The 22,029-nt window shown below is 45.8% G+C and carries 16 protein-coding genes; 7 read left to right on the top strand and 9 right to left on the bottom strand.

The window, feature by feature from the left end:
- Nucleotides 1–2: 2 nt before the first annotated feature.
- Together fadB and FX988_RS21745 are read right to left on the bottom strand one after the other, a co-directional pair.
- Complete coding sequence (gene fadB, locus FX988_RS13955; protein ID WP_160180717.1) at nt 3–2,162, bottom strand: fatty acid oxidation complex subunit alpha FadB; 2,160 nt, start codon at nt 2,160–2,162, stop codon at nt 3–5.
- A gap of 282 nt (nt 2,163–2,444) precedes the next feature.
- Nucleotides 2,445–2,618, bottom strand: a complete 174-nt coding sequence (locus FX988_RS21745; RefSeq protein WP_254700617.1) for a hypothetical protein — start codon at nt 2,616–2,618, stop codon at nt 2,445–2,447.
- A 47-nt stretch (nt 2,619–2,665) separates the two neighbouring features.
- Here FX988_RS21745 and FX988_RS13950 point away from each other — a divergent pair, with 47 nt between their 5' ends.
- From FX988_RS13950 to FX988_RS13935, 4 genes are all read left to right on the top strand, one after another.
- On the top strand, nt 2,666–4,384 hold the full coding sequence (locus tag FX988_RS13950; RefSeq protein ID WP_254700616.1) for a lytic transglycosylase domain-containing protein: 1,719 nt from the start codon (nt 2,666–2,668) through the stop codon (nt 4,382–4,384).
- 95 nt (nt 4,385–4,479) lie between these two features.
- Nucleotides 4,480–5,811, top strand: a complete 1,332-nt coding sequence (pepQ, locus tag FX988_RS13945) for a Xaa-Pro dipeptidase (protein ID WP_160180714.1) — start codon at nt 4,480–4,482, stop codon at nt 5,809–5,811.
- Nucleotides 5,812–5,959: 148 nt separating this feature from the next.
- Entirely contained in the window at nt 5,960–6,916 is a 957-nt protein-coding gene (locus tag FX988_RS13940) for an SPFH domain-containing protein (RefSeq protein WP_160180712.1), read from the top strand.
- On the top strand, nt 6,900–7,352 hold the full coding sequence (locus FX988_RS13935) for an NfeD family protein (RefSeq protein WP_160180710.1): 453 nt from the start codon (nt 6,900–6,902) through the stop codon (nt 7,350–7,352). The genes FX988_RS13940 and FX988_RS13935 overlap by 17 nt, the downstream gene beginning before the upstream one ends.
- Nucleotides 7,353–7,390: 38 nt before the next feature.
- On the opposite strand, the gene FX988_RS13930 is transcribed toward FX988_RS13935, so the two are convergent.
- A complete protein-coding gene (locus tag FX988_RS13930) occupies nt 7,391–8,005 on the bottom strand; it encodes a glutathione S-transferase family protein (RefSeq protein WP_160180708.1) in 615 nt (204 codons plus the stop codon).
- Between the two features lie 169 nt (nt 8,006–8,174).
- Between FX988_RS13930 and FX988_RS13925 the strand changes: the two genes are divergently transcribed.
- Complete coding sequence (locus tag FX988_RS13925) at nt 8,175–9,287, top strand: hypothetical protein (protein WP_160180706.1); 1,113 nt, start codon at nt 8,175–8,177, stop codon at nt 9,285–9,287.
- Between the two features lie 63 nt (nt 9,288–9,350).
- Here the strand turns inward: FX988_RS13925 and pmbA are convergent, their stop codons facing one another.
- Nucleotides 9,351–10,676, bottom strand: a complete 1,326-nt coding sequence (gene pmbA, locus FX988_RS13920; RefSeq protein WP_160180705.1) for a metalloprotease PmbA — start codon at nt 10,674–10,676, stop codon at nt 9,351–9,353.
- A gap of 108 nt (nt 10,677–10,784) precedes the next feature.
- On the opposite strand from pmbA, the gene yjgA reads away from it, so the two are divergent.
- Both yjgA and FX988_RS13910 read left to right on the top strand, forming a co-directional pair.
- Nucleotides 10,785–11,312: a ribosome biogenesis factor YjgA gene (gene yjgA / locus FX988_RS13915; RefSeq protein WP_160180703.1), complete on the top strand. Its 528-nt coding sequence runs from the start codon at nt 10,785–10,787 to the stop codon at nt 11,310–11,312.
- 5 nt (nt 11,313–11,317) lie between these two features.
- Nucleotides 11,318–13,753: an Ig-like domain-containing protein gene (locus tag FX988_RS13910; RefSeq protein WP_160180701.1), complete on the top strand. Its 2,436-nt coding sequence runs from the start codon at nt 11,318–11,320 to the stop codon at nt 13,751–13,753.
- Between the two features lie 80 nt (nt 13,754–13,833).
- On the opposite strand, the gene tldD is transcribed toward FX988_RS13910, so the two are convergent.
- From tldD to FX988_RS13885, 5 genes are read right to left on the bottom strand one after another with little or no spacing between them, the layout of a single operon-like run.
- The gene (tldD, locus tag FX988_RS13905) at nt 13,834–15,276 is read right to left on the bottom strand and encodes a metalloprotease TldD (RefSeq protein WP_160180699.1); all 1,443 of its coding nucleotides are present in this window, start codon (nt 15,274–15,276) and stop codon (nt 13,834–13,836) included.
- On the bottom strand, nt 15,269–16,099 hold the full coding sequence (locus FX988_RS13900) for a carbon-nitrogen hydrolase family protein (RefSeq protein ID WP_160180698.1): 831 nt from the start codon (nt 16,097–16,099) through the stop codon (nt 15,269–15,271). The genes tldD and FX988_RS13900 overlap by 8 nt, the downstream gene beginning before the upstream one ends.
- The gene (locus tag FX988_RS13895; protein WP_160180696.1) at nt 16,092–19,997 is read right to left on the bottom strand and encodes a YhdP family protein; all 3,906 of its coding nucleotides are present in this window, start codon (nt 19,995–19,997) and stop codon (nt 16,092–16,094) included. Before FX988_RS13895 ends, FX988_RS13900 begins: the two co-directional genes overlap by 8 nt.
- Nucleotides 19,994–21,457 carry a ribonuclease G gene (gene rng / locus FX988_RS13890; RefSeq protein ID WP_160180694.1) on the bottom strand — a complete coding sequence of 488 codons (1,464 nt, stop codon included), beginning with the start codon at nt 21,455–21,457 and terminating at the stop codon, nt 19,994–19,996. Before rng ends, FX988_RS13895 begins: the two co-directional genes overlap by 4 nt.
- Nucleotides 21,447–22,025: a Maf family protein gene (locus FX988_RS13885; RefSeq protein WP_160180693.1), complete on the bottom strand. Its 579-nt coding sequence runs from the start codon at nt 22,023–22,025 to the stop codon at nt 21,447–21,449. Before FX988_RS13885 ends, rng begins: the two co-directional genes overlap by 11 nt.
- Between the last annotated feature and the right edge of the window lie 4 nt (nt 22,026–22,029).

The raw sequence follows: 22,029 nt of genomic DNA, 5'->3' as shown, positions 1-22,029 counted from the left end.
ACTTAGGCTGATTGAGAAAAATAAGATTTACCTGAGGCGGCCATTTCGCGCACACCGTCAGAAATCTGATAAATCGGACCTAAATCCGCGTACTTGTCGGCAAGGGCTACAAAGTTAGCCAAGCCCATGGTTTCGATGTAACGGAACACACCACCTCTGAAAGGCGGGAAGCCTAAACCGTACAACAAGGCCATATCAGCTTCCGCTGCACTGCCTACTATGCCTTCTTCTAAACAACGAATCGCCTCATTGGCCATAGGGATCATGACCCGTGCAATGATTTCATCTGCCTCGAAGTCACGTTTGTCAGCACAATGTGGTGCGAACAATTCGTAGGCTTCATCTGCGGCTTTCTTCGCTGGGCGACCACGTTTATCCACACTGAAGTTGTAGAAACCTTTGCCGTTTTTCTGACCTAAACGCTCTGCTTTGTACAACAAGGTGACCGGATCGTTATCGATTTTTTGCATACGCTGTGGAATGCCATCGGCCATAACACTTGATGCATGATCGGCGGTATCCATGCCAACCACGTCAAGTAGATAAGCTGGGCCCATAGGCCAACCAAAGATTTTCTCCATGACTTTGTCTACTGCAACAAAGTCAGCACCGTCCATCACCAGCTTGCTAAAGCCTGCAAAGTAAGGGAACAACACTCGGTTTACCAAGAAACCAGGGCAATCATTAACCACAATTGGGGTTTTACCCATTTTCAGCGTTGCCGCTACCACTGCAGCAATCGTGGCATCAGTGGTTTTTTCGCCGCGAATGATCTCAACCAAAGGCATTTTGTGCACAGGGTTAAAGAAATGCATGCCGCAGAAACGCTCAGGTTTATCTAAACTTTCGGCCAACTGATTAATAGAAATCGTCGAAGTGTTAGAGCAAATCACAGCGTCGTCAGACACATTTTGCTCAGTTTCTTTCAGCACTATGCCTTTGACTTTCGGGTTTTCAACAACCGCTTCGATGACCAAATCAACGTCTTTAATCGCTGAGTATTCAAGGGTCGGAACGATGTTGTTTAACGTACTGGCCATAACAGTTGGGGTCACTTTACCGCGCTGCATCCCTTTACCTAGAATTTTTGCCGCCTCACTCAAGCCAAGATCCAATGCGCCTTGGTTGATGTCTTTCATGATAACTGGCGTGCCTTTCACCGCTGACTGATAAGCAATACCGCCACCCATGATCCCTGCGCCTAACACAGCCGTTTGTTTTACGTCTTTCGTTGCAGCCTTGGCTTGCTTTTTACCTTTGCTTTTCACTAACTGATCAGCAAGGAAGATACCCACTTGAGCTTTTGCTGCATCGCTTTTGGCCAATTTAGCAAAGCCTTGGTTTTCAAGTTCAAGGGCACCCGCACGGTCTAAACGGGCTGCGTTTGCAACCGTATCAACCATAGCGTGTGGTGCTGGGTAATGCTTACCTGCTTGAGCAAAGACCATGGCTTTGGCTGTTGAGAAGCTCATCATGGATTCATTTTTGTTTAGCTTAAGCGGCGCTTGTTTTTGCGCGCGACGTGCTTGCCAGCCAAACTTACCGTCGATGGCGTCTTGCAACATACTAAGGGCTGCATCACGTAATTTTTCAGGCGCGACAACAGCATCCACTGCGCCTTCAGCAAGAGCTTTTGCTGCTTTGCGGTCACGACCTGTGGTCATCCACTCAAGGGCATTATCAGCACCGATTAGGCGAGGTAAACGTACTGTGCCACCAAAACCAGGCATAAGGCCCAGTTTCACTTCTGGCAAACCAATCGCCGCAGTAGTATCAGCAACACGCAAGTCGCAGGCCAGGGTCATTTCACAACCGCCGCCTAAAGCGAAACCGTTGATAGCCGAAATGGTCGGGAAAGGTAAGTCTTCGAATCTATCGAACACCTGAGCTGTGTTTGTCACCCAAGTTAATATTTCTTCTTCAGACATCTCAAACAAGCCAGTGAACTCAGTAATGTCGGCCCCTACAATAAAAGTCGACTTATTCGAGCGCACCAAAACGCCTTTTACGTCTGACTGACTTTTAAGGGCTTGAGTTGCTTCGTCTAGCTCACTAACCGTTTGGCGGTCAAACTTGTTCACCGAGCCTTGAGCATCGAATACAAGCTCTGCAATGCCGTTCGGCAACAGCGTTACGGTGAGGCTTTTGCCTTCATATATCATTATTTTCTCCTTTGGCTTTGGCCAGGATTAAGGGTATTAAACTGGATGACTGTTCAGATTTCGATTTATGACTATGCATTGCTCCTGAGCGGGGCTGCTAAGCAATGCGTTGGTTAATATCTTAATATCAAAACAACAACTAATTTATAACAATTATCAAATTGGGGTACGTTGCCACATTTCAACTGGTCATGCCAGTTAAATATGTTGAAACTTAGGTTGTCCCTTAGCCCCGATTACAGATATCTTATGGAAGTTATTTAACCAACGAATGAGGCAGGGTTATTCTGCGTATTCTCCATATTCTGTTGCTTCTGCTAGCCTGCTTCTCATCTCAGGCAACGACAACACTTTCTTCAACAGAGCAAAAACAACAACATCAGCGGGAAATTTTCGTCGAAGCAGAATCTCTGGCTTACAACCCACAAAGCGCTGAGTATCAAAGGCTAGTTGCACAATTAGTAGACTATCCTTTGCTACCCTATGTCCAGTTGAAAGCATTGATGAACAACATCAATAGAAAAAATGGTCCGCAAATAGAAGCGTTTCTTGAGAAATATAAAGGAACGCCTTTAGACCGCTCTTTGCGCAAAGCCTGGCTTCAGTATTTAGCCAAATCACAACGAAAAGCAGAATTTTTAACCGCGTATACCAACACTGGCAACGCCGAACTGGCGTGTAAAAACATTGAGTTCAGGCTGTCTGACCCGAGTGAGCGCGAAGTAGCGTTAACCGAGGTACCCAGATTATGGATTGTTGGTAACTCACAACCGAAAGCTTGTGATTATGTTTTCCGTGAATGGAAAAAGGCGGGCTTGCTCACCAAAGACATGGTTTGGCAACGCCTAGTACTTGCAGCGACTCGCGGTAAACACACCTTGATCCCTTATTTAAAAAAGCTGCTGCCAGAAAATGAGCGTTACTTGGCTGATTTGTGGCTATCCGTGCGCCGCGATGCCAGTTACGTAAGCCGTGGCTCGAGGTTTCCCCACAAACAAGTCAGCAAAGAAACCCAAATACTGATTTACGGTTTGAAACGCTTGGCGTTTAGTGACCCCGATCTGGCGTTAAAAAGCTGGTACGCCCTTGAGAAACGGTTTGCTTTTAGCGCCCCACAGCGTAAAGAAATGACTGAACGCTTCGCCATTGCCTTGGCCGTAGCCGACCATTCTCAGGCTGAATTATGGCTAGACAAAGCCAGTGCCGATTCAACTGACATTGAGTTATTTCGTTGGCATTTAGCCCACGTGCTTCGCTTAGGAAACTGGCAACATGCACTCGAATTAATAGAAGCTGCCCCGCCAGGGATAGCTCAAGATTTGGCATTTCAGTATTGGTTGGGCCGCACCTACGAACAATTAAAAGCCGGTGACTTAGCCCAGCAAACGTTCAACAAGTTAGCGAACCAGCGCCACTACTATGGCTTTATGGCTAGCGGAAAATTAGCCAAGCAGCCTAGCTTACATGACAAAACCTTGAGCTTTAGCCCAGAGCAGTTAGCAGAAGTTGCCAACATGCCACAAGCAAAACGCGCTTATGAGTTTTTGCAGCTAGATAGAAGCCTAAGCGCAAGACGTGAATGGTACGATTTACAGCAAGGTCTGAATGAACAGCAAAGCTTAATGGCGGCGGTACTAGCAGACAGCTGGAAGTGGCATGACCAAGCCATATTCACATTCGCTAGAGTAGGCTATTTAGATGATTTAGAACGGCGTTTTCCTATCGCCTTTGATGAAACCTTAATAAACAGTGCAAATAAAAACCATGTTGACCCTGCTTGGGCTTTTGCAATTGTGCGCCGCGAAAGCTCTTTTATGCCGGATGCAAATTCTCATGCTGGAGCCCGAGGTTTAATGCAATTGATGCCGGGTACAGCTAATTATTTGGCCAAAAAGAAAGTCGGTAGTAGTAGCTTATTCGACCCCGAACAGAACGTTGAGTACGGTACTCAATATATGCGTTATTTAATGGACAAAATGGACAACAACCCTGTGCTAGCGACCGCATCTTACAATGCAGGCTGGCGCAAAGTATTAGACTGGTTACCCGAGCGTGATGCCGTACCTATGGATATCTGGGTGGAAACGATTCCTTACAAAGAAACTCGTAACTATGTGAAAGCCGTTATGGCATATAAACAGATATATGCCCAGCGTTTAGGCCAGCCCAGCCAAGTGTTTAGAGAGTTGGTAGACATGCAGATAGCCCCTATTCAACAATAGATCCAAATAGTCCTGTCGCACGCCTAGCTAGCACGATAATCGAGGGTTGTGGTAACGTAAGGAGATGAATTACCCAAGAGCCATGGACCATCAACATGCAGCAGTTAGCCGAACTTTATCCGCAACATATTTCTGAGTTACAAACCCGTACCAAAGAGGCGCTGTCGCGCGAAGGTATTGACGGGTTAATCATTCACTCAGGCCAAGCCAAGCGCATGTTTTTGGACGACAACAACTATCCGTTTAAGTGTAACCCTCAATTCAAAGCGTGGTTGCCGGTTATTGATAACCCTAACTGCTGGTTGATCGTCAATGGTAGCGACAAACCAAAACTGATTTTTTATCGTCCGAAAGATTTCTGGCATAAAGTGCCACCTGAGCCCAATGATTTTTGGGTCGATCAATTCGATGTAGCCCTTTTAACACAGGCCGATGCGGTGGAAAAACACCTACCTTATGACAGAAGCCGTTTTGCTTATATCGGTGAATATATTGAAGTAGCAAAGGCTTTGGGCTTTGATTTGGTCAACCCTGACAGAGTGTTAAATTACCTGCATTATCAACGCGCCTATAAAACTGACTACGAACTAGTGTGTATGCGTCAAGCTAACGCGTTAGCGGTCGCTGGGCACAAGGCTGCTGCCGCATCTTTCAGCGCAGGGAAAAGCGAATTCGATATCAATCAAGCCTATTTAGCCGCCGTGCGCCAAAACGATAATCAAGTGCCCTACGGCAATATTACCGCCTTAAACGAAAACAGCGCTATTTTGCATTACATGGAGCAAGACGTTGTTGCCCCAGATGTGTCGCGCTCTTTTTTGATTGATGCGGGAGCCAGTTTTCATGGTTATGCAGCTGACATCACCCGCACCTATTGCAATGAAAACATTGCCAATAGTGGTCATTTTGCCGAGCTGATACAGGGCATGGATCAGGTGACGTTAACCCTGGCAGACATGCTAAAACCAGGCGTACCCTACAGTGACATACATATTTCTGCCCACGACCACGTTGCTCAGCTATTGCATCAGTTTGATATTGTTAATTTATCTGCCCAAGATATTGTTGCCGAGCAAATAGTCAGTACGTTTTTCCCCCATGGTATAGGCCATTTCTTGGGGCTTCAGGTTCACGATGTAGCAGGGCATGTAGCAGATGATCGTGGCACACCGAACCCGCCGCCTCAAGCGCATCCCTTTTTACGCACCACCCGTATGATTGAAGCGCGCCAAGTGTTTACCATAGAACCAGGTTTATACTTTATTGATAGCTTGCTGGCTGATTTAAAGAGCACAGAGAAATCTAAGTTTATCAACTGGGATATCGTTGATAGCTTTAGGCCTTTTGGCGGCATTCGCATTGAAGACAACATCATTGTGCATCGTGATAAAAACGAAAATATGACCCGTGACCTTGGCTTAAACTAAGCACTGAACGCTAATATAACGTAAACACATGAGGTGCTAGCTATATTGGGGCGGGCAAATAAACCTGCCCAAGCCAAACGTTTTGGCGCCAACCAAGTAGAATAATGAACAATACCGCCCCATAGGGCATTTAAATAGGAAGAGATATATGGACGTTTTACTCAGTTATTTACTCTCAGTACAAACACTGCTTTTGGTGTTTATTATTGTACTGCTTAAATCTTCAATTAAGTTTGTGCCACAAAACCGCGCCTACGTAATTGAGCGTTTTGGTAAATATCAATCCACCAAGGAAGCAGGCCTTAATTTCATACTGCCTTTTATTGACCGAGTCGCAGCGGATCGTTCATTAAAAGAAAAAGCCGTCGACGTGCCCGAGCAAAGTGCGATCACCAAAGACAATATTTCACTGTCAGTAGACGGCGTGTTGTACTTTCGTGTGCTTGACCCATACAAAGCCACTTACGGTATAGATGACTATGTTTTTGCCGTCACCCAATTGGCGCAAACCACCATGCGTTCTGAGCTAGGTAAAATGGAGCTAGATAAAACCTTTGAAGAGCGGGACATACTGAACACCAACATAGTGGCTGCTATCAATGAAGCGTCAGGTCCTTGGGGTATACAGGTGCTGCGCTACGAAATTAAAGACATCGTGCCGCCACTATCGGTGATGGAAGCCATGGAAGCACAAATGAAGGCAGAGCGAGTAAAGCGCGCCCAGATACTCGAATCAGAAGGTGACAGACAAGCGGCCATTAACCGCGCAGAAGGTGAGAAAGCTTCAGTGGTACTTGCCGCTGAAGCAGATAAATCTGAAGCGGTACTGCGCGCGGAAGGTGAAGCGAAAGCCATAGTCGCCGTTGCTGCTGCTCAAGCTGAGGCACTGCGTCAGGTAGGTGAAGCCGCTGCAACCGAAGAAGGGCAAAAAGCCATTCAGCTCGATTTAGCAACTAAAGCCATCGAAGCGAAAGAAGCCATAGCCAAAGAATCTTCCGTGGTGTTATTGCCCGATAGCGGCACCGACATTGCGGGCGTTGTGGCACAAGCCACCACCATTATTAACTCACTAAATCGAGCAAAACACGATGTGGCTAAGCGATAATTTGGGTATAGGCCTAATCAGCCTTGGCCTTTTACTATTAGCAATTGAAATATTGGTACTTGGGTTTTCCACATTTGTATTGTTTTTTGTTGGCGGGGCTGCCCTTATCACCGGTATTTTGCTTCAATTTGGCATTGTGGCGGATACCGTGCTTAATGCGACCCTGTTTGTATCCCTCTTTACAGCAGTACTCGCAATATTTTTATGGAAACCACTTAAAAATATGCAAAAAGACGTGGATCCGAAAAAAGCCAGCAATGACATGATTGGTCATCAGTTCATACTTGCTGCAGACACCAGTGCTGAGCAGCCGGCTATCTATCAATACTCTGGAATAAACTGGCGTTTAGTTAGCGAGCACCCCATCGCTAGCGGCACTAAAGTTGAGGTTATCGCCGTGGATGTAGGGCAATTCACCATAGCGCCCTGCGCTTAGGTGCTAGGCGTTCAGCGCTCAGTACAAGACTTTGCCGCTTATGCTTTGCCCTCGCTTACATCCATCGCGATGTAATTGGGCAAAGCTTCGATACGAGATAACCACGCCTGTACATTAGGATACAGCGACAGTTCAAAACCCCCTTCATGCGCTACATGCGTGTAGCCATACAAGCTAACATCTGCCGTCGTGACCCTCTGCCCCGTTAAAAAGGGTGTCTGGGCTAATTGTGACTCCATGACAGCTAGCGCCTTGTGCCCACCCGTTTGCTTGGCTTGATAATCGGCTTTTTTACTCTCGGGTAACCCCAGATACTTGGCAATAAAACGCGCCACAGCAATATAAGGTTCATGGCTATATTGTTCGAAAAATTGCCATTGCTGCACTTTGGCTAAGGCAAAGACGTCGGTTGGGAGTAAATCACTGCCGCTGGCCAAATAATTAATAATGGCGTTCGACTCCCACAAATGACGACCATCATCCAGAGCAAGCAAAGGGATTTTGCCATTGGGGTTCATGGCTAAAAAAGCTTGGGCATTGGTGTCGCCGGCCAATATATCAACATGGATCCACTCGTGCTCAATATTCAATAACGCGCACATTAATTTCACTTTGTAGCAATTGCCAGATTGTGCATCCGCATAAATTTTCATCTTTAATTACCTTACACTTAATCAAAAAATTGAGGCTGTTAAAACTGGCTTTATACTCACCTATAACGCTTGTATTTTTGCTTATAAATCCTTATAAACAAACAGGAATATCAAATTTATGACCACAAGCGAAATGTGAAAGTAACCCACAATAGAGAAGAATGCACCTATGGCTGACAACCGCCCATTGTTTAAACATATTAGAAATCACGATGCTTTATTCTCTGAGTTAGCCTTATTACGTGGCGACTATGTCACGCAACTGGGTTTAACCAACCATGAGTTTCACAAAACGCCAAAATTTATCACACCAGATGGACGTCGCCTAACCATAGAGCCTGAACGCAGTATAGTGGTGCCCAAAGTAGAGATACTGCGCGGCGTCAAAAGTCAGCTTGAAAAGCGTATTCCCGGTTTTCATATCATCCCTAAAAGTGAAATTGGTTTTCGTTATCCTACAGCCGCCATTGCCGGTAGTGATGCACCATTCATCAAACGTTTTCGCTCAGAGTTTTTTCATAAAGACGGTGAAAACCGCGATATCTGCCGCCCCATAAACCTGTCCTACGGCATAAAAAGCCGCGGTAAGGCAGATAATCGCCAAGAGTACGAAGTCTGGGTACAAGATGCGCACTTAGCCCAGGATCCATCCCATTTATTTATCGACAAATACGGTGAAGACCTACCAGATGAAGTACGTCAATTTGCACTGGATGAGCCCGTAGTGCATGGCTGGATGGGGGTAAAACGCGCTGCATTTGAAGCTATATACTACGCCCCTAAACGTTTCGGTGATATCGCTGTGTGTGTGGGTTTATCAGTGGATGCTTACAACATAGGCGCCCGCCCAGACTTGGCCTATTCAGCAGAAATTGGCGGCTCAATCGCCAAAGGTAATGCTGAATTAGAATGGGAAGTGATGGGGTATTATGCCCCTATTGGCCAAGACTTCGAACATGATCAAATTTGGCATGCCATCGACAGCACGATAGCAGCCATAGCAGCGCCTTTAGAAAACACTTATCAAAACGATTTAATCGCCACTAACGAAAGTAAAACCGAGCGTATCTTAAGTACTGTTGCAGCGGTTGGCTCAACACCTAAGCAAATTGCCGCATGGAACTTAAAACCTTGGGAGTTTTTAGAAACTACCAGCGAACATCGCAAAAAGGCCCACGATCCAACGCGCAGCGTTAACCTGCTAGGGCGCTTGAATCGCCTATTCTATCAAGAGACGCAACCTTTGCCGTCGCTGAATAAGATTCATGATTTAATCAGTTAAAAAATGAATTTAAATCAGAAAAAAGCCCACATAGCGTGAGCTTTTGTCAATTTAGAATACGTTTTAGTCGCCAGCGACCTGCATGTTATCAATTAAGATAGAGCCGGTTTGAATGCTGCCCCGGCGTTCTATTTGTGAGCCCACTGCAACAATGTTTTTCAACATATCAGCCAAATTGCCGGCAATGGTGATTTCATGTACTGGGTATTGAATCACACCGTTTTCGACCCAGAACCCTGCGGCACCGCGACTGTAATCACCGGTCACCACGTTTACACCTTGGCCCATCAACTCTGTCACCAACAAACCTGTGCCTAGCTCGGCTAACATTTGCTGGTCGCTTTGCCCGGAGGACTTAATTAGCCAGTTATGAATGCCGCCGGCGTGCCCAGTGGTTTGCATCTTCATTTTACGCGCTGAGTAGCTGGTCAGTAAATATTGGTTAAGCACCCCGTCAGTCACAATTTCGCAGTCTTTGGTGCGCACACCTTCATGGTCAAATGCTGAGCTAGCTAAGCCGCGCATAATAAACGGACGCTCACTGATATTAAACCAACTCGGTAAAACCTGCTCGCCGAGCTTATCCAGCAGAAAAGACGATTTACGATATAAATTGCCGCCGCTGATAGCACTGATAAAGTGACCAATAAGGCCTGACGCGATTTCTTTGTCAAACAAAACAGGTACCTTGGCCGTTTTGATTTGGCGAGCACCTAAACGCGCTAGCGTAAACTCGGCCGATTCTTTACCGATTTGTTCTGGGCTTGCCATTAGATTAGCTTGGCGGTCGACTGTGTAGCTGTAGTCGCGCTGCATGTCGCCATCTTGCTCGCCGATAACCACACAGCTCATGCTGTAACGGCTACTGTTGTACCCCACATTTAAGCCATGACTATTGCCGTACACTTTGGTGCCTAAGTTCGCATTGTACGATGCGCCATCAGAATTGGTAATGCGAGGGTCACACCCTAAAGCTGCAGTTTCGGCTTTAATGACCTGCTCAATAGCAAAGTCAGTATCTAGCTCAACAGGATGAAATAAATCAAGATCCTGTGGCTCAAATGCCATTAGCTCTTTATCAGCTAAACCTGAACAGGCATCTTCCCCTGTGTACTTGGCAATTTCGATGGCTTTTTCAACGGTTAAACGCAATGCATCCAGGCTTAAATCAGCAGTAGATGCACTGCCTTTACGTTGACCTTTGTAGACAGTGATCCCTAATCCGCCATCGTTTGTAAACTCTACCGTTTCAACCTCTTTCAAACGAGAGGAAACGGCGATACCTTTCACCTTTGACATGCTCGCTTCAGCTTGCGTAGCGCCTTTCTCTTTGGCCAGTTTAAGTACATCTTCGACTATTTGTTGGATATCCGTTAATTGCTGCTGCATACACCCTTCACTATCAAACGAGATTACCTTGGGCGACTAACGACTAACTATATTAATCGCCAATACAAGGTTACAATATTTTCCTAGTGTACCATTAAAGACATTGTTATGGCCGTATCTCCAGATAAAAACGAATTTGAAGTAGAACAAGAAGACACTCAACTGAGTAAAACGCAGATCAAAAATCAAATGAATGATTTGCAAAAGCTAGGGGTATCCTTAGTGGATCTGAGCCCAACAGCACTAGCAAAAATCCCGATGGATCAGGAATTACTCGATGCTGTGATGTTGGCAAGACGGATTTTGCGTAAAAAAGAAGGTTACCGTCGTCAATTACAGTTAATTGGTAAATTAATGCGCCATCGGGACGTGGTTCCAATTGAGCAAGCACTACTGCAAATTCAAGCTTCTCATCAAAAAACCAATCAAAAATTTCACAAATTAGAGATTCTGCGCGATAACTTAATAGCCCAAGGTGATAGCGCAATTGAAGAAGTACTAGTAGAACATCCTATTTTAGAACGTCAGAAATTACGCCAGTTGGTTCGCCAGGCGGCAAAACAACAAGCGGATAATAAACCGCCCAAGGCGGCTCGTGAGTTATTTAAATATCTTAAATCTTCAATAGACGGATAATAAATATGAGTATTAGGTTACCGAAGTACATAGTATGGCTAGCGCTTTTTGCGTTAACCAGTTGTGGTGGTGGGGTGTCTGGTGACAATGGTGATGACCCATTTGGCTCAGGCGGTGATGCAGGCAGTGACACATCTAACTATACCCTAGCTCTATCTACGTTCGATGACCAATGCTCAACTCCTACTCAAAGCTTCACCTCGGGTCAAGTAGCCTGCATCGAAGCCACATTGTTACAAGACGGTAACCCAGTACAAGGTGAAATAGTGACCTTTAGCGGCTCATTAGGGACGCTGTCGAGCACCACTAAATTGACCGATAGCCAAGGTGTCGCTCAGATTACTATCTCTAGCGAGAACACTGAAATCGGTGCTGCTGAGTTAAGTGCCACCTATGAGGATACAAGTGCTACGCAAAACTATGAGTACTTAAGCACCACAACCACCGCCAGTGAAACAGCCGTGGTGAGTATGGCTATGCTTAATAATGGACAAGTAGTCAACCGCTTTCAGGCCGATACCGAAGTGCAATTGCAGACGCAAATCCTAGATGAAAATGCTGACCCTGTTGCCGGTGTTATTGTGACCTTCAGTGCACAGCGTGGCACTTTAAATACAGATTCAGCTTTAACCGATAGCAATGGTGTCGCTCAGGTCACGTTATCAGCCACTGACACAGATATTGGCGCTGGTGTGGCAACGGCCATAGCAGTCGTCGATGATGTAGATTTAGCTAGCTCACTTAACTATGAAATACAAGCCGCCGGTGCTATCAGTGAGCAAGTGATACGCTTGGGCTATTTCGATGAAGATGGCGTGTTCGTTGAAAATCAATTAGGTGTGAGTACCCGAAACACCGATGGCGATGTAGAGATCAGCGCTGGTGGTACTTTAGGTCTCTCAATTGCATTGGTGGATGAGAATGACCAGCGCATACTCAGCCAAACGCCAGTCACCTTTAGTTCTAATTGTGTCGCCGATGGCTTTGCCACCATTGATACCTTAGTCAACACAATTAACGGTGTGGCTAACGCTACTTTTGAAGACCAAAGCTGCGCAGGTGGAGATGGGAATAGCGATTCTATTGTCGCCTCCGTAGTGGTCAATAACGCAACGCTAAGCGTGTCTCAGACAATTTCAATTCAGGCTGAATCTATTGGTTCTTTGGCATTTGTGTCAGCAGAGCCTAGCTCTTTGGTGCTGCGCGGCACTGGTGGACAAAATAGCTCATCTGTTTCTACTTTGGTTTTTCAGGTCAACGGCGCGTTGGGCAACCCGCTGGCACAACAAGAAGTAGCCTTTAGCTTAAATACCCAAACCGGTGGTTTAACACTCTCTTCAACGACAGGCCTCACCAATTCACAGGGTCAAGTGAGTACTCGCGTGACTGCCGGTGATGTGCCTACTTCGGTGCGTGTAACAGCGCAAGTTGAGACAGAGTCCGGTGACACAATTATCACCCAATCTGATTTGCTATCGGTTAGTACTGGCTTGCCAGATCAAAACAGCATGACCATCTCAGCTGACAACCGCAACCCAGAAGCGTTTGATATCAACGAGCAGCAAGTAAACCTAACCGTCCGCTTGGCTGATACGTTTAATAATCCAGTACCTGATGGGACCGCTGTCAGCTTTTCAACGGAAGGTGGGTCTATCGACGGCAGTTGTACTACGCTATCTGGAGCGTGTTCTGTCACTTGGGTGAGTGCTAATCCCACAGTACCGGATCATCGCATTACGATATTAGCCACGGCGATTGGTCATGAAACCTTGTTCGACAGTAACGGTAACAACATTTACGACGATGCAGATGGTTTGGGTTTTAACGATGGCACTGATAGTGGTTTCGGCACAAGCTTATACGGCCAAACTGGCTTTGTGGATATGAGAGAAGCATGGCGGGATGACAATGAAAATAATATCTGGGACAACGGAGAAATCTTCCTAGATTACGATAGTGACGAAGAATTCGATGGTCCAGATGGCCTTTTTAACGGCCCACAATGTTCTGGCGAGACTTGCGGCGTAGATGAAGCCAGTACCATTCATGTGCGCCGCGCCTTAGTTTTGGTGACGTCTAGCTCGGCTGCACAGATTGATATTCTTAATAATAGTGCTGCCATCATCGCCAGTAATTATCAAGGAACGACAGGTTCATCAACAATCCCTAGAAACGCCACTCAAAGCTTTACCTTGGTTTTCGCTGATACCGCACGCCAGCCTATTGCAAGCGGCTCAACGATAGTCGTTAGTACTAGCGCTGGTCAACTGAGCGGTCAAACAAACTTAACCATGCCAAGTACAGCGGTGAACGCCGAATCACGTGCCACTTTCACGCTAGAGAACGATGTGACTGAAACCACACAAGCGACATTGAGTGTGGTGATCACCTCACCTAGCGGGATCGAATCGGCAACAAGTGCAATAGTGACTTTGAACTAAGCGCTTACCAAAGCAGCAGATACAAAAATGGCGCGTAATCGCGCCATTTTTTATTACGGTAAAGGTAGCAAAAAAGAAAACTAGGCTGTGCCGCCAACGGTAAGCTCATCCACTTTGAGTGTCGGCTGACCTACGCCCACCGGCACACTCTGACCGTCTTTACCACAAACCCCTACACCTTTATCTAATGCTAAGTCATTGCCCACCATAGAGACCTTCTGCATGGCTTCTGGACCATTTCCAATAAGCGTTGCACCCTTAATCGGTTTAGTCACCTTACCATTTTCAATTAAATAGGCTTCCGAGGTAGAAAATACAAACTTACCCGAGGTGATGTCTACTTGACCGCCACCAAAGTTAGGGGCATAAATACCGTTTTTGATAGTCGATATAATTTCATCTGGCGCATACTGCCCCCCTAGCATGTAAGTATTAGTCATACGCGGCATAGGTAAATGTGCATAAGACTCACGACGCCCGTTACCCGTTGGCTTAACACCCATTAAACGTGCATTTAACTTATCTTGCATGTAACCGGTTAGAATGCCGTCTTTAATCAATACATTGTATTGGCTCGGTGTGCCTTCATCATCGACCGACAACGACCCACGACGGTTCGCCAGTGTGCCATCATCCACAATAGTGCAACCTTCAGATGCCACTTGTTGACCCATACGCCCGCTAAAAGTAGATGCCCCTTTGCGATTAAAGTCCCCCTCTAAGCCATGGCCTACTGCCTCGTGAAGCAATACACCCGGCCAACCACTGCCCAATACCACTGGCATTTGTCCAGCAGGGGCAGCCACCGCACGCATATTCACACGTGCCATATGAATGGCTTCATCTGCAATTTTCTCGTACAGAGGGCGCCCGTCTTCTTGCGTAAGGAAATACTCATAAGCATAGCGACCACCAGCCCCTGAACTACCTCGTTCGCGACGAGCGTCTTTTTCCATCAACACAGAACAATTTAATCGAACTAAAGGGCGAATATCTGTACAGAAAGTGCCATCAGTGGCGGCGATCAATACTTCTTCATAGACGCCACTAATACTTACCACAACTTGGCTAAGTGCAGTTTCTTGCTGGCGAATATAGCTATCTACTGCACGCAATAGCGCTATTTTTTCTTCATCTTGCATACCCAAAATCGGGTTGTCAGCATGATATTTAGCGTCGACCTTTATACTTTTAAGGCCATTAACTTTATGCTTACCACCCGCGTTTGCAATATTGCGCGAGGCTGTAGCCGCTTGCATCAATGCCTCAGGGTTAATGTCATCTGAGTAAGCAAAACCGGTTTTTTCACCGCTAACGGCACGTACACCCACACCGCGTTCGACGTTATAACTGCCGTCTTTGATGATGCCATCTTCTAACACCCAGGTTTCATGCTGGCTTGCTTGAAAATACAGATCAGCAAAGTCATTATCATGTTGATAAATGGCATCTAACGCATTGGCCAGATGACCTCTGTCGAGATTAGCGGCAGTAAGCAGGTTTTGTTCAACCAGATTAGACAAGGTAACTCCTGAATTTATTATGGGAATAGACCGGCATATCCCGGCGAATTCGATTAACTATGGTTGGGTCTAGCTGGGCGTCGATCGCGCCTACCGACTGTGGTATTTCAGCTAAGGTTTCACCCCAAGGTGAAATAATACAGGAATGACCATGGGTTTGTCTCTGATTGGCGTGAATACCAGTTTGCCCCGCTGCCACTAAATAGCACTGATTTTCAATTGCCCGCGCTTTTATTAACGCCTGCCAATGGGCTTCACCGGTTTTTTGGGTAAAGGCAGCCGGCAGCGCTATTACATCCAATGCTTGGTGTTCAGCCATGGCCTGAAATAACCCAGGAAAGCGAACATCATAACAAATAGCTAAGCCTAAATGCCCAAATGGTGTGTCTTTCACACTGACCAATGTACTACCCGCTTGGGTGTACTTAGACTCACAATAGGTCTTAGTGTTATCTGCTACTTGCACATCAAACAAATGTATTTTCTGATATTCAGTCACCCGTTCACCTGCATCATTTATCAGCAAACACGACGCGGTAAATTTGTCAGGAACAGTGGTTCGAAGCGGCATGCTACCTGCCACTAACCATACGCCATATTGCTTTGCCATACGCATTAAACGCGACTGGATGGGCCCTTCGCCCAAAGCCTCAGCAATACTCAGTAAAACCTTATCGCCAGCCCCAAAGCAAGCAAAACATTCAGGCAACACCACTAAGGTGGGCTCGTTGACTGTGAGTTTAGCCAATTGCTGCTCAACATAATCGAGATTTTCTGTCACCTCAGGTGTAGACGTCATTTGTAGGGCAATAAGATTAGCCATCTGATACCTCCAGCGCTAAGCGCTCTTTGTCTATATCTTGTGGAAAACTTATATCTGTATTGTGGCCAATCGGATCGATTGCAAGCCCAGCATTAGGCGCACCAACAGGCGCAGGGTTGGTTTGTGCTGGTAAGCTAATTTCTTTACTGTCACGCTCAAGTTCTTCTAATTTAGGGTCATCTAAGGTGCCCGTTAACGAAAACTTGATATTAGAAATGACTTTAGCTGACGTGAGTACCTGATCTAATGCTAACGCTGCCAATGCCGTCGCTGGGTTAACCATGTAAGCGACGATAAGGGGTAAACTGGATGTCACTTTAGGCGCAAAGGAAATATTGTAATTCACTTCTCGGGTGTTCAAATTAGTGTAACCTTGCATGGTGATCTCACCAGCGCCACCATCCACTACCGTATCACGAGTGTCCACCGTACCCTGTGCAACCTGAAAACTCCCTTTCATTTTGTCGTAGAAAAAACCTTGAGCGAATACATCACGAAAATCTAAACGTAGTTTACGCACCAGCGACTCTAAACTAAGCAAGCTAAAAATACGTGAGCCTTTATCGGTGACCTCGGTTAAATAACCGTCACTGAGTCGCCAATCAACGTTGCCATTTAACGTCGCATAGTCGAACTCAAACGGTGCGCGCTGCCAATCTAAGTTAAATTTGGCTGAAGCTTTTGAATCTTTGATGCCTGAGTCAAAATTAAATCCCTTTAAAAATAAACCGAAGTCTGAACTACTAAACTCACCTTCTATTTTAGTGTGACTGCCGTTTTGGTTAAATAACCAATCGCCACTGGCGTACAAGAGACCATGGTCGTTATTTAAGCGCAGTGAATCAATATGCATTCCGTTTGCTGCCCGGGATAGTTTAAAGTCCACTCGACCTAAATCCTTATCCTCAAAACGACAACGCTCACATAAAAATTCAACTGGGGGTAAGGTTTCAAGCTTAGGTAAAAATTCTATCGCTTTACCTTCCTTTTTCTCCCATCCAGCTAGATCAAGGTAATCCGCAGAGATATTAATCCCCCTAGCTAACCAATCTTTATACAAGGAGACATTCGCCCTAACCTGCTTGGCGTTCACATTGATTTGCCAGCTATCACTGGTGTTTTTGGTGACCGCTTCTAAACCTGTTAGTTGCTGAGAGGCAACTGTGGCGCTATCAGCATTTAAGAAAATACGTTGAGGCTCACCGATAAAGGGCTTTTTGTCTTGCTCAGAAGGTATATCCGACTCGTCGTCAGTTAAATCATGCAGTAAAGAGGAAATAGCCTGATACCAGTTGTCTATATTCACGTAGGGGAGGTTCATCGCTACGCTAAAACCTAACCCCATAGGCATATCCAGCGCTTCGCCTATGGCCAGATGTGCCCGAGAAAACTGCATAGTTTCATAAGGCAGTACGCCATCAAATTTAACCTGCGAACCCATTTTCAAACTGACCGTTGATGCAGTCTCATCACCAGACACATCTAAACTCAGGGGTTTATTTTGATTAACAGTTTTGTTAAGTGGTTGAGGCAGCTGTGAGCCTACTCCGGTCAAGCTGGTGTACAAATTGGCTGTATAGCTAAAACCGTCTTTCGGCAACGTCAGCTTTACGTTGGTATGCCAAGGAGATACGCCGTCAACATAGCTAGCCAAACTAGGTACAAAGCGTTCCACAAGAGGTTTAATTTTCCAATCACCCTTTAAATCGATGTTGGCTAGATAACCCTCGTTACGTTGGCGTCCCCTAAAATCAACTTCGATCGGCTGGTTGAAAAGTTGCGCTTGCAGGCCACTCATATCAACCACTTCGTTACTAAACGCCACTTGCCCCTTTGCGTGCTGCAAATGCATATCAACCCGTGGCACATAAACTTGATTGTCTGCTAAATGCACCACCCCACTTGCTACTACGTCATTGCCTGATAAAGGAATGACGAGATTCAAATCTACGTTAAGTGCATCACTGACCTGTACTTCATCCAGCACCTTCCCTAAGCTATCCGCCAAGCTGCTGCTTTTCATTAACCTGTTCACTTGCGCACCTAGAGCGGCACCCTTAGCGTCTATGCTAAGCACAGCCCCAGCAGCTAAAGTCGGGATGTCCGCTGATAAATCAGACAAATTAACATCGAGTAATTTACCTGAGTGGGCTTGCATGAACAGACCTTGGTTTTCAAACAATAAATCAATTTCCAACTCGCTGAGTTGCGGCCAATCAGAGGCAAATTCAAACTGTGCGTCTTCAACCCCAACTGAAATTTGAAACACCCCTTGGTTACTTGCAAAGGGGAACTGATCTAACTGTCCGTTCCAGAGAATATTGACTCCTTTAACCTGACCGCCTTTGAGGGCTCTTTGCAAATACCCTTTGGTATCTTTGCCCATCAGGTCTCCAGGAAAGAGCGTATTCACGTGCGCTACATCTAACTCGCCTATGGTGCCATTAAGGGCAAGAAATCCGGTTTTAGTGTTGTAGCGCATATGCTGAGCTATGTTTAACCAGTCACTTTTCAATGCTATTTGAGGTGCATATATTTCGACCCCTTGTGCAAGAGATTGAATATACATATCAACATTGACAGTTTGAAACTCAATATTTCGATCAACTATGCTGTCGACTTTCCACTGGGAATTGCGGCCACTAATTTGCACCCGGCCTTGATCATTGTGCCAGTTTACATTCAGCTCAAGGTTATCCACACCCGGTATGTTTGCACTTTGTTGCCAGCCAATATGGCTCACATTGACTTGGGCATAGGTATCGGTTTTATCGAATTGGATATTGAGTTTGTTCAATGTGGCGCGTGGGGCAAGCCCTTGTAGCACATTGAAATCAACGGGGTTTAACGCCAGTGGTAAAAGCGGTGTGATCGCAGATAAATCAACACGGTCGGCATTTTGTATATGCACCTGTCCTTTATGATTTATTTCACCATACCAGTTGGACGTTTGCGAGCGGTCGTTAGCCTGTAAGCCAAGATCGTACAAGTTGAATATCCAACCGTCTTTGCTTGGCTCAGCATTAAGTTGGCCACCTAAAATAGCCGCCGTGATTTGTGCATCTTCTTTTTGCCACACAAACCGACTGTCGGCTAAATCCAGTTGGGCATTTTTAATATCACCGTCTTCAATACTTGCCCACACCACAAAGTTTCCACGGCTTTCGACTAATTCATACCGTGTCTCCAACCACTGATTAATCCATGGCGACAGCTCTACTTCATGTGCTTTGGCATAAAAAGTGCCGTTTAACGAATCTTTGTCACCGCGCAGATCCAAGGTAAAAGACGCAGAGTTACTGGCTAGCTCTTCTACCTGCAGTTCGCCTACTCCTTGGTGATGACGCCCCTTGTTACTCCACAGTAATTGGTTAACTAACACTACTTGTTGATCATGGGAGGTCGTGATTTCGAACTGGCTGTTACTCACCGAAAAAGATTGCAACTGCTCTAAAAACAACTGCTTTAAAGCTGAAACAACAGGAAAGTCGCTGCCCTCTCGATTCATTAATGTCAAATCGACTTTCAGGTTCAGGCCATTTAAATCAAAGCGTTGTGAGCGAATTTGACGCGCCAACACCGAATCCCAAAAATCCAGCTCAATGACGGTTTTGTCGATATCTAAACTAAGAGGGGATTGGGAATTTTGTACCAGCTGCAAGTCTTCAAGAACAATTGCAGGCCCCGCACCTTTCCATTGAGCGGTGATGTTACCAATGTTAATTTCAACACCATACTGGCTCTCAACCCATTGCTCTATTCGATGTTTGTGCCCATCCATGTAGGGCAAGGTGTAGCGCACAACACTGATTGCCACAGCCACCAGCACCAATATAATAGCGGCGCAAGACCATAGTTTTTTGATAATGTAAGCGGCATAATAAGAGCCTGACTTCACATCATTACCACATCGTATTTATCTTGGTTATAAAGCAACTCGGTATGTACCTTTATTTGTTTCGACACAAACACTTCTAGTTCAGCCAACATATGTGATTCTTCACCTAGTAGGGCTTCAACCACAGACGGCGCGGCGTACACCACAAATTTGTCTGCGTCATAGGCGCGATTGACCCGCACAATTTCACGCATAATTTCGAAACACACAGTTTCGACGGTTTTCACTGTGCCTCGGCCCTTACATACAGGACACTCGCCGCACAGAATATGTTCCAAGCTTTCTCGCGTTCTTTTGCGGGTCATTTCAATCAAACCAAGTGCAGTGAAGCCATGTATATTGATTTTAGCGCGATCTTTACTGGTTGCACTTTCTAAAGAGTGGATAACGCGTCTCTGGTGATCCGAGTCAGCCATATCAATAAAATCAATTAAAATCATACCTCCAAGGTTGCGTAAACGAAGCTGACGAGCAATCGCTGATGTGGCTTCAATATTCGTATTGAAAATAGTTTCTTCTAAATTTCGATGGCCCACAAAGGCACCTGTATTGATATCGATTGTGGTCATGGCTTCGGTCTGATCAATGATAATGTAGCCACCGGATTTTAAGTCGACTCGACGTTCAAGTGAGCGCTGAGATTCGTTCTCTACATCATAGAGGTCAAAAATAGGTCGATCGCCTGGGTAATACTCTAATAAGCGATGTAATTCAGGTACATATTCTCGGGTAAACTGCTGTAATTCGTGAAAAGACAGTTTTGAATCGATGCGAATGCGGTCCAGCTCAGTGCCCACAAAGTCGCGTAATACGCGGCGCGCTAGGGGTAGATCTTCGTACAATATGTGGGTTTTTTTCTTCATTCGTGAACGGATCTTTTCCCACAAACGTCTCAAAAAATCGGCGTCTTGGCGCAACTCCTGGGCCTTCACACCCTCTGCAGCAGTGCGCAGGATAAAACCACCATTTTCACTGCAGTACTCTTGCACCAAACTTTTCAAACGCTCACGCTCAGCCTCATCTTCTATTCGCTGAGATACCCCCACATGTTCGACACTGGGCATAAACACTAAGTAACGCGATGGGATGGTAATATCTGTGGTTAAACGCGCGCCTTTAGTGCCAATTTGGTCTTTGACCACTTGTACTACTATGTTTTGACCATCACGGACTAACTCACGAATATCGCGCTTCTCCAAGTGGCTAGACGACACTTCGTCTTCCACTTCACTGTGAATCGCAATATCAGAAGCATGTAAAAATGCGGCTTTATCCAAACCTATGTCAACAAACGCAGCTTGCATGCCAGGTAAAACTCGACTGACCTTTCCGCGATATATATTGCCGACTAAGCCTCGTTTGGTGTGACGCTCGATATGGACCTCTTGTAAAATGCCATTTTCGATCAGCGCTACTCGTGACTCTGAGGGGGTAACATTAATTAATAGTTCAGCACTCATGGGCTTGGCTCATCCGAGAAAGTAATTGATTCGTTTCGTATAAAGGTAACCCGACTACGGCGCTATAACTACCTTTTATATGGGTCACAAATTTGCCGCCTATGCCTTGAATGGCGTAACTGCCAGCTTTATCTTGTGGCTCACCAGTTTGCCAGTAAGCTTCTATCTGAGACGGGCTTAAAGCACAAAAAGTCACATCGGTCTTAACCAGAATAGTCTCGAAGCGTTGCCCTGAAGTAACGGTGACCGCGGTTAGCACCTGATGTTGCTGCCCTGAAAGTAAATTTAGCATAGCATTAGCATCATCGAAGTCTTTAGGTTTACCTAAAACTTGTTCGTTTATTACCACAACCGTATCGGCACCTAAAACGAGTCGGCTCCCAGCAATATTGGCACTCGCATGCCAACCAGCTAGGGCTTTTTGTTGTGCTAGACGCTGCACATAGTTTTCAGGTGTTTCGCTCGGAAGTATCGATTCGTCAATATCCGCGCTTAACGTGGTAAATGGGATACCGATTTGACCAAGTAACTCAGCTCGACGGGGTGACTGAGAAGCTAAAATAAGCATAATT

This window comes from Paraglaciecola mesophila (genome assembly GCF_009906955.1).
In the GTDB taxonomy this organism is placed as follows: domain Bacteria; phylum Pseudomonadota; class Gammaproteobacteria; order Enterobacterales; family Alteromonadaceae; genus Paraglaciecola; species Paraglaciecola mesophila_A.
Note: the sequence above shows the minus strand (reverse complement) of the source record. Positions and strands in the feature narration are given on the sequence as shown.

Bases quoted from the DNA above. Each gene is read 5' to 3' on its own strand.
- pmbA (WP_160180705.1), bottom strand. From the start codon at position 10,676: ATGCAGCAGCAATTAACGGATATCCAACAAATAGTCGAAGATGTACTT.
- FX988_RS13910 (WP_160180701.1), top strand. From the start codon at position 11,318: ATGAGTATTAGGTTACCGAAGTACATAGTATGGCTAGCGCTTTTTGCG.
- FX988_RS13935 (WP_160180710.1), top strand. From the start codon at position 6,900: ATGTGGCTAAGCGATAATTTGGGTATAGGCCTAATCAGCCTTGGCCTT.
- fadB (WP_160180717.1), bottom strand. From the start codon at position 2,162: ATGATATATGAAGGCAAAAGCCTCACCGTAACGCTGTTGCCGAACGGC.
- FX988_RS13885 (WP_160180693.1), bottom strand. From the start codon at position 22,025: ATGCTTATTTTAGCTTCTCAGTCACCCCGTCGAGCTGAGTTACTTGGT.
- FX988_RS13940 (WP_160180712.1), top strand. From the start codon at position 5,960: ATGGACGTTTTACTCAGTTATTTACTCTCAGTACAAACACTGCTTTTG.
- rng (WP_160180694.1), bottom strand. From the start codon at position 21,457: ATGAGTGCTGAACTATTAATTAATGTTACCCCCTCAGAGTCACGAGTA.
- FX988_RS13930 (WP_160180708.1), bottom strand. From the start codon at position 8,005: ATGAAAATTTATGCGGATGCACAATCTGGCAATTGCTACAAAGTGAAA.
- FX988_RS13900 (WP_160180698.1), bottom strand. From the start codon at position 16,099: ATGGCTAATCTTATTGCCCTACAAATGACGTCTACACCTGAGGTGACA.
- FX988_RS13925 (WP_160180706.1), top strand. From the start codon at position 8,175: ATGGCTGACAACCGCCCATTGTTTAAACATATTAGAAATCACGATGCT.
- yjgA (WP_160180703.1), top strand. From the start codon at position 10,785: ATGGCCGTATCTCCAGATAAAAACGAATTTGAAGTAGAACAAGAAGAC.
- FX988_RS13950 (WP_254700616.1), top strand. From the start codon at position 2,666: ATGAACAACATCAATAGAAAAAATGGTCCGCAAATAGAAGCGTTTCTT.
- pepQ (WP_160180714.1), top strand. From the start codon at position 4,480: ATGCAGCAGTTAGCCGAACTTTATCCGCAACATATTTCTGAGTTACAA.